Raw genomic sequence first — 15,705 nt, 5'->3', positions numbered from 1 at the left:
GATGGTGCTTTTATCCTCAATCAAAAACATTGAAAGGGGAAAGTAGTGGTTATGGTTAACTCTGTAGATACTATGTTTGTTTTGCTTTCGGCAGCCCTGGTCATGTTTATGACCCCAGGGCTGGCGTTCTTCTACGGGGGCATGGTCCGGGGCAAGAATGTCCTGGGGACTATTATGCAAAGTTTCGTGATACTTGCGCTGATCAGCGTAGAATGGGTACTCTGGGGGTATAGCATGGCCTTCGGCCCGGATATGGGAGGGGTGATCGGAGGCCTGGATTGGTTCGGGTTGAACGGCGTGGGTTTGTCATCTTTTGCCGGGTATTCTGAAACGCTACCGCATCTTGCATTCATGATATTTCAGGGGATGTTCGCAGTAATAACCCCGGCCCTGATTACCGGCGCATTTGCGGAACGCATGAAGTTCAGCGCATTTTTGCTTTTCACCATATTATGGGTGACCCTGGTCTATAACCCCATCTGCCACTGGGTCTGGGGAATAGGCGGGTGGATACGAAACCTCGGGGCCCTGGACTTTGCGGGCGGAACGGTCGTTCACATCAGTTCCGGCGCTTCTGCCCTGGCCGCGGCCTTGCTCATTGGGAAAAGAAAAGGCTATGGCACGGAACCCATGCATCCCCATAACCTGCCCATGACCATCATGGGCGCCGCCTTATTGTGGTTCGGATGGTTTGGTTTCAATGCCGGGAGCGCCCTTGGCTGCGGCCCGCTGGCCGTCAATGCCTTTGTTACCACACACGCAGCAGCAGCCTCAGCGGCCTTGACCTGGACAATCGTGGAATGGATATACCGCGGTAAGCCCACTACCCTGGGAACGGCGAGCGGGGCCGTGGCCGGCCTGGTAGGCATCACCCCGGCCTGCGGTTTTGTCGGCCTGCCGGCGGCCCTTATTATCGGAATGGTAGCCGGAGTTCTCTGTTACTTTGCCATCGTCATAAAAACTAAATTAGGCTACGATGACAGCCTGGATGTGGTAGGCATCCACGGTGTGGGAGGCGCATGGGGGGCCCTGGCTACCGGACTTTTTGCGGACAAGGCCATCAATGCGGCCGGCGCGAACGGCCTTTTCTTCGGCAATCCAGGCCAACTGGGCATCCAGGCCCTCTCGGTTATTGTAACCATCGGCTATGCCTTTATCATGTCCCTTATCATATTGAAGGCGCTGGATTGGATAATGGGCCTGCGGGTCAGCCCTGAAGACGAAGTGAGCGGGCTTGACCTCACCCAGCATAACGAAACAGCGTACAACTTATAAAGACCAAGCGCTCAGGAGGAGGCCGTGAAAAAGATAGAAGCGATTATTAAGCCATTTAAGATTGACGAGGTAAAGGATGCCCTAAGCCAAATCGGAATAAAGGGCATGACCATTACCGAAGTAAAGGGTTTTGGACGTCAAAAGGGCCACAAGGAGGTCTATCGCGGGGCTGAATACGTGGTGGACTTTGTGCCCAAGATCAAGATTGAGGTGGTCATTGATGATGTGATGGTCGAGCGGGTGGTGGAAACTATTATAAAGAGCGCCAAGACTGGAAAAATCGGCGACGGCAAGATATTTGTCTATTCCATAGATGAGGTGATTCGGATCAGGACAGGAGAAAAGGGCAACGATGCTGTCTGAGGCCAATGGAAAAGTCACTTAAGGAGCATATCCGGCATCTTAAAGACCAGCGTGAGGCCGTAAGGAATTCGCAAGACCCACAGCTCCCAGGCAGGGAAGCGGTTCGTGAACTATCGGTAATAACGGATGTCTTCCTGGTCTCTGTATTCTATCAGGCAGAGAGAAAATGGCAAAAAACCCATACGGGAAGCCTTCGTTCCATAACCCTTGTCCCTGTCGGCGGCTATGGAAGAAACGAACTGGCGCTCTACTCTGATATCGATTTAATGATTCTCTGCACCGGGGGGGCAGGTCCGGTGGTAGAATTCGTATCCGAAGAAATATTTTATCCCCTTTGGGATGCCGGCCTGGAGATCGGACACAGCGTCAGGACCGTAACGGACTGCATCGACATCGCGGGGGAAAACTTTCACACCCAGACATCTTTTCTGGACGCACGGTGCCTGGCCGGGAACAGAGAGCTTTTTGGAAAATTCAAAAAGAGATTCCATGAAAGGATTATCGAAGGACAAAGGAAAAAATTTTTAGAAAATATCCTGATAGAAAATCAGAAACGATATCAGAGATACGGCGAGGCGGCCTTCCTCCTGGAGCCGAATATCAAGGAGGGAAAGGGCGGCCTGAGAGATTACCATAGCATCCTGTGGACGGCTAAGGCCCTCTTTAATCTGTCCACCTTGGAGGAAATGGTCAATGCCGCCCTTCTCTCTCAGAATGACCGGACTTCCCTGGAGCAGTCCCTCGATTTCCTTTGGCGGATAAGAAACCGGCTTCATATCCTCAGTGGCAGAAAAAACGATCAACTTTGTTTTGAATATCAGGAAGACATGGCCGGCGCACTCGAATTTGCCGCAAGGGCAGATTTTCTCGAGGTAGAAGGACTTATGCGGGAATTCTACCTACACGCCTCTACCATCGAATATATTTCCTCTTTGTTTTTTGACCGTATCCTGCACGCCTTAAAGATCAAGCCTCACGCCAAAACCGTGGACTTACCCGATCGTATCCTGGAAAAAGATGTATCTATTTACAAGGAAGAAATAAGGATAGACAGGCCCGAGGCCTTAGTCAAAAAGCCCTATCTGCTGTTAAAGATCTTTGAATACGCAGCGAGATACGGCGCAGAAATCCACCCGCGGACCGGCCAATTCATAAGAGATAACCTATGCCTGGTCAACGACTCATTCCGTTCTTCCCGCCAGACCAGCCGGTCTATGCTCAACCTTATGAAGCTGGGTTCGTCCGCCTTCAAACAACTGGAGGTTATGCTCCAAACCGGCCTCCTGGCCCTATATATACCTGAATTTGAGAATATCCGCTGCCAGGTTCAACACGATGCCTATCACATTTACACGGTGGATAAGCACTCCCTGTTGACCTTTCTGGAATTAAGCCTCATGCGTGAAGAAGACAAATACCCCTTTGCTGAGATAGACAGACCTGAGTACCTCTTTCTAACCGCGCTGCTACATGATATCGGCAAGGGTATAGGCCATAACCATGCCGAAAAAGGGGCGGATTTGATCCCGAAAATCGCCGGAAGAATGGGTCTGGAGGAGGATGTTATGCGTGATATGGTTTTTGTCGTCCGCCATCACCTTCTTCTCGTTGAGATAGCCACGCGCCGGGATATGGAAGATGAAAAGATCATCGTGGAATGCGCCCAAAAGATTCAGGATATAAAAAGGCTTAATATGCTTTATCTTCTGACCATAGCCGATTCCAAAGCGACCGGGTCCCTGGCCTGGACAGCCTGGAAAGCGGCTCTGGTGGACGAACTTTACCTCAAAATCAAACACATCCTGCAACGAGGCGAATTAGCCACTCCACAGACCACAGCAAGGATACGAAAAGTCCTGGCCCAGGTCAAAGACGGTTTAACGCCGGAGCTAAAGAATCCTGCCGTGTCGAAGCACATAGAGAACATGCCGGGAGATTATCTCCTTACTGTAACACCGCACAAGATTCTAAGGCATCTTCAATTAGCCCAAGAGCTTAGCGATAAGAAATTTGCCCTGTTTATAGAAGCGAGAAATAGTTTTCGGGAGCTGACTGTCCTGGCCGAAGATAAGCCTGGACTCTTTGCGCAGATCTCAGGGGTGTTGGCCTTAAACGACCTCGATGTCCTTGGGACACAGATTTTTACCTGGGGCGATGGAATAGCGGTAGATATCTTTCAGGTTAGAGAACTTATCGAAGAGCCCGCCGACGAAACACACATGTTGCATGACGACACAAAGGACAATGAAAATAATCCCACCTTACCCCCCTTTGTTAAAGGGGGGCTGGGGGGGATTTCAGGTGAAATAAGATGGAAAAAGGTTGCAGAAGACCTGGGAAAGACCTTAAGCGGGAGGCTTTCATTTGACTATCGACTGGCCGAAAAGACGACGCCATTATCACTTCAGGCTAAAAAACGCGGACGTTCATCAAAAGTAGTGATCGACAATGAAGGCTCGGACTTCTACACGGTTATTGAAGTCTATACAAACGACCGCCCCGGGCTCCTCTACTCCCTTGCCCGGACGCTATTTGATATGGGGCTGGACATCAGATCGGCCAAGATATCTACCAAGGTGGACCAGGTGGTGGATGTATTTTATGTTCGGGATTTATATGGACAAAAGATATATCATCCGGAACAATGTGAAGAGGTCAAAAAGGCCCTGCTTTTTAAATTGGAAGGGCATAAAAAGACAGGCTGATGGCCCGCGGCCCGGATTAACCTCACTATCTATCCCCAACAGTCGCAAGAGACATCAGTCCCCGCCCGGTCTTAAGATTACCACCAATGCCTTGAGAGGATGAGGGAGATTTATTAGGGCTGGTCTGCACGGAATGGATTTATAATCCGGATATTCTCAATCAACATACCATGGGACAGATCCTCTGATAGAAGAGCAGAAGAACCTGCAAGGTGGCAGGCAGCCACAATCGTGGCATCCCAAAAAGAAAAATCAAACTGTTTATGGAATCCAATCGCTTTTAAGATCAAGGGAACGGTAGTGTCAACCACTTTCCAAACAGAAAAGTCGCGTATGGTCTGTTCCGCGTCATCTACACTCATTTTTTCAGGAACCTTGCGAGTAACCGTGACAAAGAATTCTTTCAAGACCTGGGCACTGATAACTCCGTTTCCCTTTTGGAAGGATTCCGTTACCAAACGGGAAGCAATTTCATATTTTTTCTGGTCAGTCTTGTCAAAGGCATAAACTAAAATATTGGTATCGAAAAAGAGGCTATCGCGCATGAAGCTCCTCTCTGGTCCAGGTCTTTTTTCCGACTTTGATAGGTCGTTCTTTCATTCGGGCAATGATTCGTTCCATAGCGCTCTGGTACTCTTCATTCTGGCGAACCAGATCTTCCAATCGATCTCGGATAACCTGGGTCAGAGTTGTTCTCTTTTTTTGACATACTATCCTGGCTCTATGAAGAAGCTCTTCATCCAGAGCAAGAGTCACATTGCGTTTCATAGCTGTCCTCCCTGTGTCCACATATTATGTGTAATATTAAGGCGTAGAATTCTGGAAGTCAACATAAAAGTTACTGTAATCGAAGGGGCAAACAGATGAAAGATAAGAGCCGCCTCTGAACAGCTTTCATCCGGAAATCCTGGCCCTCCCCCATTAAGAGGCTGTGTCGCAATAGGTGCGGGGAAAGCTGACGCGCTACCTGGAAATTTATAATTTTGTGGACGTTCCCGTCTCCCCGTCTTTAGACGAACACAAAAATCAGACGCGAGTGCGAGTGTAACGAGTCGGCTGGATTGCCATGTTGGCCTATGCCAGTTTCTTCTTCGTGGGTTTTACTTCATACAGTGTTTGATCTTCCCTGACCATGCAAGTTTTCTCAACAGTGACCTTTTCGAAAAGGAGCTTGGCGTTTGAAAAGAAATCAGCGGTTTCTGCTTTCAGATATCTAGCTGCCATCCTACAATATTCAGGATCAATTTCAATGCCGATACTGTTGCGGTCTGTTTTCAGGGCCGCAACCATCGTTGTACCTGAACCGGAGAATGGATCTAGTACCGTATCTCCGGAGAAGGAAAACATCCGTACCAAGCGTGTAGCCAGTTCTAGAGGAAATGGTGCAGGATGTTGCTTGGTAGAAACTCCTGTGATATTCCAGATTTGCTGGAACCAGCGATCAAACTCCTTTTTGCTTATTTTGCTGGCTTCGCGTTGTGACTCCGTAGGCTTTCGATATCCGCCGGGCTTCCTCTGCATAAGAATAAATTCCATATCATTCTTGATGATTGCATTCGGTTCGTAAGGTTTACCAAGGAACTTAGATCCGTTTTGAACTTCGTATGAAGCATTGGCAATCTTGTGCCACACAATGGGATTAAGGTTATCAAAACCAATACGCCGGCAAATCACGCAGATGTCGGCATGAAGCGGAAAGACAAGGTGCCGCCCGAAATTGCGGCGTGACACACAGACATCCCCGACAACACAAACCAAACGACCACCCGGAACGAGAACACGGAATATGTGGCGCCATACTTTTTCCAATTCTGTGAGAAATGCTTCGTAGTTTTGAACATGGCCAAGTTGATCAGGGTTCTCATTATAACGCTTGAGGTTCCAATAAGGAGGAGATGTGACAACAAGATGCACCGACTCATCTTCTAAGAAAGACAAGTCCCTTGCGTCACCATTAATCAGTCTGTGAAATGTGGGCTGCATGAGTTCACAGGAAAGTCGCCACATGGGCAACAAGAATTTTTGCAAAACGGTCGACCGACAAGTCATCCGCAGGCGTCTTAAACATACCTTTGAGACCGTCTTGAATGGATGAAGTAATGAAGGCAGAGGCTGTGTAGTGACGTTCCAAAACAAGTTTCCTACAGAATAACTCGTACCGTCGCATGTACGATGCGTCAACAAACTCCGGAAATACCTTGAAATGAGGTTCTTTGATACCGACAGGGCGGTTGGATGCCTCACAATCTTCAAGCATGAAAAAGTAGCCGAGAAATGGCTGTGGACTATCAAGATATGCTTTCTCGCGGAAAGCCGTCCAAAGGTCAAGGGCGCTACCCATTGCTTCTTCCGTTCTGTTGTTAAAGTTGTTGCCAAAAGACGGCCCGACTTGGGATTTAGCTTCAATGGCGGCAATCAATGTTTGATCACGGATGACTAGCAGGTCCCATTCTTTGGTTGGGCGGAAAAAACCGGGAAGTTCAACAGTCTTCTTTTGAAATACATAGCGGAGGGGGATTCCGGCTTGTGTGATGAGTGTGGTGAAAAGGTCAATAAACCCGTCCATCTGGGCACCGCCGGTGACGGCACTTCGGAGACCCTGATCGGCCTTTCCCCCCGTCTCCTGTTTTTGCCTTTGAGTCGCCCTTGTTTTCCAGTAGTGGGCTACCGCTCTTGCAGTTTGATTGTCCATTTGGGTCATAACCATGTGTGTATGCATTATAAAGAAAGATTATCAAGTTTCACAATGATATTCCAGATTATTATTCAGGCCAACATAGCGGGTCACCGGGAGCCGGATTTTCCGGCTATCTGGTGCAGCCACTTGGGCACTCAGATTATATCATGTGGTCCGGTCACTACCGGTGTTATATTTTTTTAATTGCCACCTTATACCCTCGCCCCCATTTGGTCTGTCACACCGTGCAAAACGTCCTGTTTCTCGCGGCCGTTAATAGGACCGTCTCAAATGCTTCCATCAGAGACAGGGTGCTGCGGGCATAATCGTCGATCTCTATGTATGAAAGCCCTCTTGGTCTCGCCCCATGGGCGATATTGTTCCTTAGGTTTACCAGGGCGTTCAAAGAAGCCCGCCATCCTACTATGGTCGAGATATTTAAGCATAGATGATCCGCGATATCTTCGAGTACAGCATAGTTGAGATTTGACTTGGTGTTGACCTCTCTTTCCGTATCACGAAATTCAACTGGGGTACTTGCCGCTGCCAAAGCCATCTCGGCAACGGACTTCTTTTTGGAGAAATTCAGCCCCCCAGTTAATGGGCGCAGTTCCGGCGTCCACATGTGTCCCAGTATGGCAGGCTGAAGATAGGACGCATTGGAAACACTCTGTTCTACGTATTCCAAGTAAAGCTGGCACACCTCTTTGACAAATCCTTCCCATACTGCATAGATCATCGGTATAGCCATGCGCGCTGCGGCAGGTTCGAGGGGACCTCCCACAAACTTCAGAACGACTCGACGGATATTTGTGAATTCAAGGCGTCGCTGATCAAGGTTTTCCCCAATCGCCTCGAACAGGGTGGACATGGATCCCATAAGCTGCTATGCCTTAGAAAAAAAAGAAATTGCGAAATCTATCCTGCTATGTAATTTTGACCTTATGTTTGCACCCGCCCCAGTGTTGTTTACAAATTCCGGCCGTTGCTTGAATTCCACAATGCGGCGTTTGAGTTGGCTCGATGAAAGAGCACTGACTACCGACAGATTTCGGGATATTCCAACGGAAATAGTTTCAAAGACGTAGACAGATAAAGGGCCTTTGTGTCGCCCGTCGCGGTAGTGTCGCCAGGCGTCTTCCCCCAGGGCTTCCGAAATTCTCTTGAATGTCTCCTTGAAAGAAGCATCTTCGCCGTTCCGGTCGAAACCCCTCTCGTTTTCAAGAACCTGGCGCACAAAGTCCGTTATGAAGGGCTCTACGTCGTGTTCGAACTCCTTGTATGCGTTCCGCAGGGTAAAGTATCGTAGTATTAAGCCTCGGTCGAACATGGTGTTGGCTTGAAGTTCCGACATCCCGAGGTATTCCCGAAATGGAGGAAATGCGGCGAGTTTCTCAATCCACTCGACGAAATCTGGGGCAGTCGCTCTAAAAATGCAGTTTCTTACCTCTTGCGGTTCGAGCGATGAGCCGCCGGTGTTGAGCCGTTCAAAAACGTCGTATTTCATCTTTGGATGACTACCAACTTTGATAACCTCAACTCTGCAACCTGCGCGTTTGATAGAAAGCCTGGCCTGCAGGCTGAGATCGGAGAAGGATACGCCCTCTATGGAGGGTAAGCGAGGTTTGTGTCCCGCACGCACGAGGACAGATCCTGACAGGAGTTTGGTTCCCGTAACGTCTTTTGCATCTTTGAGGACGCCCATGAACTCTAGAACGCTTGAAACGCGCTGCAGCCCGTCTACCAGTTCCCAAACTCCTTTGTCGTCTTCGGCGACGAAGATCGCAGGGGTAGGAAATCCAAGCAAAATTGATTCGATGAATCTACTTTTCTGTGTAGGCGTCCAACGGAACAACCTCTGGTACTCTGGTCTAATCACCAATTCTGTGTTCTCATAGAGATTGGCGAGTTCTCCGTAACTTACATCCAGTTTGTCGGTGCGAATATCGTTCCGTGCCGCTGCGATCTCTGCGTTAATCTGTTTTCGGGTTCGTTCACTAATTTTCATTTGCTCCTCCGTTCATCACAATTCTATCAGAAACCTACTAAGGCCAACTATGATGAAATTCATTCCGTATGTGCCAACATCATATATTATATCGACTCGACTTTTTTCATCAAAACTCGCATATAAAAGCGATGATACTACAATTTGGCAAACAGTACAATAAAATGAAATCCAATTAAATATCAATTACATAAGCCGATAGCATAAAATCCATAAGCCTGTTTTTTGTTGTAATTATCAAGGTTATGTCAACTCGACATAAATATGGCGATTTATTATCCGACGGCATAGCCCGGTAGGGTGGGCTAAACTTTCTCCGAGTATAACGCTTGCATTCAGCGAGCGCCAATGGCGACCCGCTGTAATGATTTATTAGCCAATGCCTCTAATATATAATGTATTGTAGTCTAGGGGCCTTAGACATTTTAGTTGTACCTTTCAGTTTTGCTCGGCTTATTTGCAATAGGTTAGGCTTAATACAATTATGTAAAAAATCACGCCGACGTCCTACCGTTCTGTAAACTTTCGATGCCCCATCTCCAATAAAGCAAATCCCATCCGGATATTTTCAGTTGTAATCATAAATAGTTATCTCTATTCACTGCTGTCTTTTCTAACTGGCATGGTTCTTGGTATAGCATGAAACCTAAAGGAAATAGAAAGGAGGTCATAAAATTTGTTTTTCACATACTGTAGGAGGAAGATAATGAAAAAAGATTCGCTTTACTTGAAAGGTTTTCTAACGGTTATTGTAGGCTTAATTGTGAGTGCAGTTATTACGTTACCGGCCATGGCGGAAGAGGATATGCCCTCTGCCGACCTGTCGGTTTCCATTTTAAGTGACTATATCTGGCGGGGGCAGGAATTGAGCCGGGACAGTATTGTTGTCCAACCTTCCATAACCATCGGCTATAAAGGCTTTTCAGCCAACCTATGGGGCAATCTGGACACCGATCCCTATGCGGCAGCCGGGAATAATCCGTCCAACTGGAACGAGACAGATCTTACACTATCCTACGGCAGGGACTTTGGCCCTTTGAACATAAATGGAGGCTACATCTATTATGGCCTGGACGGCGTTGATGATTCTCAGGAGGTCTTTATGGGTTTAGGTATTGATACGCTGCTGTCACCCTCGCTTACTGTTTACAAGGAGATTGACAGCTATATGCACTGGTATTTTCTTCTTGGAATCTCCCATTCTTTCAAGATTACCGCGGCTGTCTCCCTGGACCTTGCTGCCTCGGCGAGCTACCTGAAGAGCGAAGACGCCGCCGACTACCCGGAGATTAACGATCAAGGAGTGGCCACGGGCGACAAGTTTAATAACTTCCACGATGGCGTGATCTCAGCCAGGCTGCCTGTTTCGGCAGCGAACTATGTGACAATAACCCCTTCCTTATCGTACACTTTTCCGCTTTCAAGCGATGCGAGCGACGAGATGAAATACCGCAGCAAGACCGGCAAAGACGATAACTTTGTTTACGGCGGCGTAACCATCAGCCTGGCATTCTGAATCAACCCCATGTCCTTGCGGCCCGGCCTTCACATGGATAGTGTAACGTCGGCCGCAGGGGCATTGTCCCTCTAAAGCCCAACCAGTCGATCTTTACCAGTGAAATGGAAAAAAACCTCTTGTTTATTGCGGCCATTTTATCTCTTTTTGCCTGCCTACAATGACCAGGGTATAATTCTCAGGGTAGAGATACTTCCTGGCAGCATCCGCCACCTGATCTTTGCTTACTGCATTTATAATCGCCGGATAACGCGCCGGGTAATCGAGACCCAGGTTGTAGAACTCCATATCGGTCAAGAGCCCGGCGATCTTGGCATTTGTGTCCATCTTTAAGGGAAAGCTGCCGGTAAGATACAACCTGGCCTCGTTCAGTTCTTCATCAGATACACCATTTACCCTGATTTGTTCCATTTCCTTGAGAATTTCATCTATAGCCACGCCGGCCGTCGCATTCCTGGTCTCCACTACGGCCTGGAAATAACCGGCGTGCCTGCCTGAAACAAAGGCGCTATAGATGCTGTAGGCCAGCCCCTTTTCTTCCCGGATATTGTCCATCAGGCGAGAACGGAATCCGCCGCCCCCCAGGATGTAGTTCATGACAAAGACGGCGTAATAGTCCGGGTGGCTGCGCGGGATGCCTCTGTGGCCAAGGACAATATTGGCCTGGGTAAGATCACGGTCGATCTTTTTTATCCGGCCGCTTCCCCCTTTGCTATCTGAGGGGATATTAATCGGAGTCTCGATGCCGGTCTCCGGCCAGGGCCCCAGATATCTTTCCCATAAGGGCATAAACTCTCTTTCTGTAATCTGGCCGACCACAGCACAGATGACCCGGGAATGGGATAATCGCTCCTGGTAGAAACTCATCAGGTCATTTTTGGTCAGACCGGATATGGATTTCTCTGTTCCCAGCAGCGGCTGTCCATAAAGACGCTTATTAAATAGCTCCGCCAGAAAGGTCTTGTTGGCAAGCGTACCCGGATCTTCCTCTTCCTTATGGATGCGCGCCTTGAATTCTTCCTTCTTTTTGGCGATCTCTTTTGGCCGGAAGGCCGGCTGGGTAAGGACATCGGACAGAATCTCCAGACCGGTAGGCAGGGCCTTCTTCAAGACATTCAGGGTAATAGAGGTATAATCTTTTCTAGGCTGGACTGCCAGCGCCCCTCCCGTAAACTCTATCTCTTCACTGATCCGGGCAGCCGTGCGCCGGCGGGTGCCGGTTAAAAGTCCCTCAGCGGTAAGGGCCGCCAGTCCTTCCCGGCCCCCCGGATCAAGCAGGGAACCGGCCTCAATGACCAGATGCATATATACTAATGGCAGGGCCTTTACCTCTTTGAGCAGGACGACCGTCCCATTCGGCAGGACAATACGCCTGGCAAACGCGCTTCCGGAGGACACCGTTTTTTTAGACATGAAACAGAACTCCTTAATTAGTAACAATTTAGATTTTTGAAAGCCTGTCGTAACTACGATGCGTTGTAAAGCCTGAAGTGTTACCAGTTATATGAATGAATCTGGAAATCAAGAAATCAGGAATAGAACAGCATTTTTCTTCATGAGTTCCTGAGTTCCAAATTTAAGAATTTGTAGTATTTCAGGCTATTGAAAACTGAGAGCTTTTCTTCCCGGATACCTTTCGCAGATGCGCCGAGGCGTGGGAGAAACCCGGCAATACCGGGACCAAAACCCCTACATTCTTTTTATCCTTATGAAAATAGGTATTGGCCACCCTTTTTATATCGGAAGCAGTAACTTTTGCGATACCCGGCAGATAGGCATACAGATCCCGCCAGTTACTCACCGTATGATAGATGCCCAGCAACATTCCCTGGTAAAAAAATGAATCCTGATGGAACACAAAGGCCGCTTCGGACATATTCCTGGTCTTTTGCAGCTCTTTTTCCGTCACGCCTTGCCTCTTTATCTTTTCCAATTCCGCTTCAATCTCCTCTTCCACTGCCTCGGCCGTCTTACCGGGCATTATGGGCGCGAAGATGTGGCAAAGATTGGGATCATGCGCTAACCGGGGATAATTGACATTGATATCCAGGGCCAACTGTTTCTCGCGCACGAGACGGCGATAAAGTCGCGAACTCTTGCCCTGGCCCAGAATAAGGGCCAGAAGCTCCAGGGCAAAGCTGTCTTCATGCCTGAGATTGGGGGTATGGAAGCTCATAAGCAGATAAGAAAGCTGGGCCTCCCGCTTCAGGTAGAATCTTCTTTCTCCTCTCTGGGGCGGCTCATCACATACGACCGGGGATGGCTCCGGCCCGGGTCTGATACAGCCGAAATATTTCTTGATTTTTAACAATAGCTTTTCTTTTTCCATGTCGCCGACGACAATGACAGTGGCCCGGTTCGGCCTGTAATGCAGCCGGTAATAATCCTTAAAGTCTTCATAAGCGGTCTGGCCGATATCCCCCATCCAGCCTATTATCGGCCACATGTAGGGGTGGGTGCGGAAGGCGACAGAATCCATTTCTTCAAAGAGGGAGGAGACCGGATCATCCTCGGTCCGCAGCCGGCGTTCCTCCATTACTATATCCCGCTCCGTGAGAAATGCCTGCTTATCAACGGCCAGATTGGTCATGCGATCAGATTCCAGATCAAGGAGTACTTCCAGGCGGTCCCCGGCTATATTCTCAAAATAGGCCGTATAGTCCTGAGAGGTGAAGGCGTTCTCGTTTCCCCCATTTCTTTTAACCAGGCGGGAAAACTCCTTGGGCCTGTATTTTTTAGTGCCGCGAAACATAAGGTGCTCGGTGAGGTGCGAAATCCCGGTCTTACCCAGACGCTCATTGCGCGATCCCACCCGGTACCATACCTGCAAACTGACTACCGGGGCCTTATGGTTTTCGAGAAGCAGGATATTCAACCCATTATCTAAGATAGTTTCCGATACCGGCAGTCTCATCTTAAAATCCCTCCATTAATGATAGCACTGTCAAATTCGGCCCAGAGTTCACAGCGCGGCGAAGCCGCAACCAAAAGCGCTTTGCGCGAATTCCAAATGACGTAACACGTTAGCTGTTTGAAAAGAGCTAGTCGTTCAGAAAATGGCGGCTCAAAAATCCCCCTTAATCCCCCTTTTTCAAAGGGGGCAGTGTTTCTCCTCCCTTTGGAAAAGGGAGGTTGGGAGGGATTTTAAAATACTTTTTAAAAAAGCTAAACTGATACAAAATGACAAATTTCTAATTTCGAAATCTTTCTATCTCTGTGCGCTCTGTGGCTAAGTCCCCATCACCTTTAGATCCACCACCCGCAATTGCAGGGATTCCCGGCCCTGGTAGTTATTGGTATCCAGGGCAAAGGCCAGGGCCGCCTCCAGAAATTCCGCATCAGGCAGGGGAGCCATATTAAAGCCCATAGCCTCCCATACCCGCCCGTCCTGGTGCACTCTTAATTTTACGTGCTTTTCTCCGATTAACCGCTGCTCTATGATCTTAATGGGTGAGGTGTCCAAAAGAGGATTCGGGTTCCCCATCCCAAAAGGCGGCAGCAGGTAGAAATCATTAAGAAAGGATTTTTCACGTAAAATTGACAACTGAACGCTGCCTTCCAGCCATAGCCTGGGAACGAGGTCCTCCGTGGTTACTTTATCAGACACCGCAGTCTGAAAAACCTCCTTGAACAAAGGCAGATTTTCCTCGCGCAGCGATAATCCGGCGGCTTCCTTATGACCGCCAAAATCCTCCAACAGCTCACGACACATGGTCAGCAATGCATAAAGGTCAAGGCCTGCGGCGCTCCGGCCCGATCCCCTGGCCTTTCCATCTTCCAGAGAAAAGAGTATGGCGGGCCGGGCATATTTCGCCGCCAGGCGTGAAGCTACGATACCGAGCACCCCTCTATGCCAGTGCGGCGAGGCATAGACCAGGGCCTTTTCCGTCTGCAACACCTCTTCCGTAATATAGCCGGTAAGTTCCGTGAGCATATCTTCTTCCACGGCCTGGCGCCTGCGGTTAGCCTGGTCTAAAGCGGAGGCTATCAGTTCAGCCCGGACGCCGTCTTCAGTCACGAGTAAAGCGAAGGCCTCATCGGCGGATCCCATCCTGCCCGCGGCATTTAACCGTGGAGCGAGCCGAAAACCTATGTCGTAGGATGAGGCCTTCGCAGTATTGACCAAACTGATCGCCTTTAGAGCGGCAACCCCGGGCCGCCTTGCCCTGTCAATGATCTTCAATCCCTCTTTGACCAGTATCCTGTTTACACCCCGTAAAGGCACCATATCGGCTATGGTCCCGATAGCTACCAGATCCAGATATTCTTTGAGATTGGGACGCTCCCGGTCCGACCATGCGCCGGCCGTAGAGTCATGAAACAGTACCCGCCTCAAGGCCATAATCAGGTTAAAGGCCACCCCCACGCCGGCGAGCTCTTTGTCCGGATAGTTACATCCTGGCTGCTTCGGATTGACCGCAGCCAGGGCCGGAGGAAGCACATCCGGCACACAGTGGTGATCGGTAATAATGACCTCTATACCCTGCCCATTGGCGTAGGCAACGGCTTCATGGTTGGAGATACCGCAATCCACGGTGACAAGCAGGTCCGGTTTATCATCCAGAAAACGCCTTAGTATCTCCGTCTTAAGACCGTAACCGTCACGGGTCCGGTCTGGTATGTAATGAGAGACAGCGACGCCCATTCTCTTTAGAAAAAGCCACAAGACAGCGGTGGCCGTGACCCCGTCCGCATCATAATCTCCATAGATCAATATCTTTTCACGGCGACGCACTGCATCGGCCAGGCGGTGCGCCGCCTTATCCATATCCTTGAGCAGGAAGGGTGAGGGAAGGTCTTTAAGGGAAGGATGCAGGAAGCTGTGCGCCCCGGCTGTATCCTTTATGCCGCGATTACAGAGAAAAAGCGCTATCAGGGGATGCAGATTTGTCTCTCTCTGCAACTTTTCCAGCGCTAATAAATCCGGATCGTTTTTATGCCACTCCTTTTCCAAAACATCCCCCGGAATGCCCTGTTTTTTGACTCCAGCACTATAACAAAGCCTGACCCTGAGTCAAGAAAACTTTAGGCCCTTCATTTTTACTTGATTGACGGCCATTACTCCCGTAGAATGGCTCAAAGTGAAAGAGTGTGGGTAATTTTCTCTTAAGATAAGGCGTGCTTCTTATTATCCCCCCTTTAGTAAAGGGGGGCGAGGGGG

The 15,705-nt window shown here is 49.1% G+C and carries 13 protein-coding genes; 4 read left to right on the top strand and 9 right to left on the bottom strand.

Translation table 11 applies throughout. From position 1 onward, the window contains the following. Positions 1 to 51 precede the first annotated feature (51 nt). Genes RDU59_06355 through glnD form a run of 3 tightly spaced genes read left to right on the top strand, consistent with a single transcriptional unit; the run spans position 52 to position 4,343 of the window. Positions 52 to 1,275 carry an ammonium transporter gene (locus RDU59_06355; GenBank protein MDQ7838096.1) on the top strand — a complete coding sequence of 408 codons (1,224 nt, stop codon included), beginning with the start codon at positions 52 to 54 and terminating at the stop codon, positions 1,273 to 1,275. A gap of 24 nt (positions 1,276 to 1,299) precedes the next feature. After that, positions 1,300 to 1,638 carry a P-II family nitrogen regulator gene (locus RDU59_06350; GenBank protein MDQ7838095.1) on the top strand — a complete coding sequence of 113 codons (339 nt, stop codon included), beginning with the start codon at positions 1,300 to 1,302 and terminating at the stop codon, positions 1,636 to 1,638. 5 nt (positions 1,639 to 1,643) lie between these two features. Further along, a complete protein-coding gene (gene glnD, locus RDU59_06345; protein MDQ7838094.1) occupies positions 1,644 to 4,343 on the top strand; it encodes a [protein-PII] uridylyltransferase in 2,700 nt (899 codons plus the stop codon). 113 nt (positions 4,344 to 4,456) lie between these two features. Here the strand turns inward: glnD and RDU59_06340 are convergent, their stop codons facing one another. The 6 genes from RDU59_06340 to RDU59_06315 all read right to left on the bottom strand — a co-directional run bounded on the left by RDU59_06340 (position 4,457) and on the right by RDU59_06315 (position 9,028). Further along, positions 4,457 to 4,888, bottom strand: a complete 432-nt coding sequence (locus RDU59_06340) for a PIN domain-containing protein (protein ID MDQ7838093.1) — start codon at positions 4,886 to 4,888, stop codon at positions 4,457 to 4,459. Then, positions 4,878 to 5,111, bottom strand: coding sequence for a hypothetical protein (locus tag RDU59_06335; GenBank protein ID MDQ7838092.1), 234 nt, complete (start codon positions 5,109 to 5,111; stop codon positions 4,878 to 4,880). The genes RDU59_06340 and RDU59_06335 overlap by 11 nt, the downstream gene beginning before the upstream one ends. 306 nt (positions 5,112 to 5,417) lie before the next feature. Continuing rightward, positions 5,418 to 6,326: a site-specific DNA-methyltransferase gene (locus RDU59_06330; protein ID MDQ7838091.1), complete on the bottom strand. Its 909-nt coding sequence runs from the start codon at positions 6,324 to 6,326 to the stop codon at positions 5,418 to 5,420. A 4-nt stretch (positions 6,327 to 6,330) separates the two neighbouring features. Then, positions 6,331 to 7,035 (bottom strand): PaeR7I family type II restriction endonuclease, encoded by a 705-nt coding sequence (locus RDU59_06325; protein ID MDQ7838090.1) that lies wholly within the window; start codon positions 7,033 to 7,035, stop codon positions 6,331 to 6,333. Positions 7,036 to 7,258: 223 nt separating this feature from the next. Beyond that, positions 7,259 to 7,900: an MAE_28990/MAE_18760 family HEPN-like nuclease gene (locus RDU59_06320; GenBank protein ID MDQ7838089.1), complete on the bottom strand. Its 642-nt coding sequence runs from the start codon at positions 7,898 to 7,900 to the stop codon at positions 7,259 to 7,261. 6 nt (positions 7,901 to 7,906) lie between these two features. Further along, positions 7,907 to 9,028, bottom strand: a complete 1,122-nt coding sequence (locus tag RDU59_06315) for a DUF262 domain-containing protein (GenBank protein MDQ7838088.1) — start codon at positions 9,026 to 9,028, stop codon at positions 7,907 to 7,909. A 706-nt stretch (positions 9,029 to 9,734) separates the two neighbouring features. On the opposite strand from RDU59_06315, the gene RDU59_06310 reads away from it, so the two are divergent. After that, positions 9,735 to 10,544 carry a hypothetical protein gene (locus RDU59_06310; protein ID MDQ7838087.1) on the top strand — a complete coding sequence of 270 codons (810 nt, stop codon included), beginning with the start codon at positions 9,735 to 9,737 and terminating at the stop codon, positions 10,542 to 10,544. A gap of 123 nt (positions 10,545 to 10,667) precedes the next feature. On the opposite strand, the gene RDU59_06305 is transcribed toward RDU59_06310, so the two are convergent. The 3 genes from RDU59_06305 to recJ form a co-directional block, all read right to left on the bottom strand. Beyond that, on the bottom strand, positions 10,668 to 11,957 hold the full coding sequence (locus tag RDU59_06305) for a pitrilysin family protein (protein MDQ7838086.1): 1,290 nt from the start codon (positions 11,955 to 11,957) through the stop codon (positions 10,668 to 10,670). Positions 11,958 to 12,138: 181 nt separating this feature from the next. Next, positions 12,139 to 13,458: a pitrilysin family protein gene (locus RDU59_06300; protein ID MDQ7838085.1), complete on the bottom strand. Its 1,320-nt coding sequence runs from the start codon at positions 13,456 to 13,458 to the stop codon at positions 12,139 to 12,141. 315 nt (positions 13,459 to 13,773) lie between these two features. Then, positions 13,774 to 15,498 (bottom strand): single-stranded-DNA-specific exonuclease RecJ, encoded by a 1,725-nt coding sequence (gene recJ, locus RDU59_06295; protein ID MDQ7838084.1) that lies wholly within the window; start codon positions 15,496 to 15,498, stop codon positions 13,774 to 13,776. Positions 15,499 to 15,705: the final 207 nt, after the last annotated feature.

It is taken from the genome of Thermodesulfobacteriota bacterium (assembly GCA_031082315.1).
Taxonomy (GTDB): Bacteria; Desulfobacterota; QYQD01; order QYQD01; family QYQD01; genus QYQD01.
This window is presented reverse-complemented; position numbering and strand designations above follow the sequence as displayed.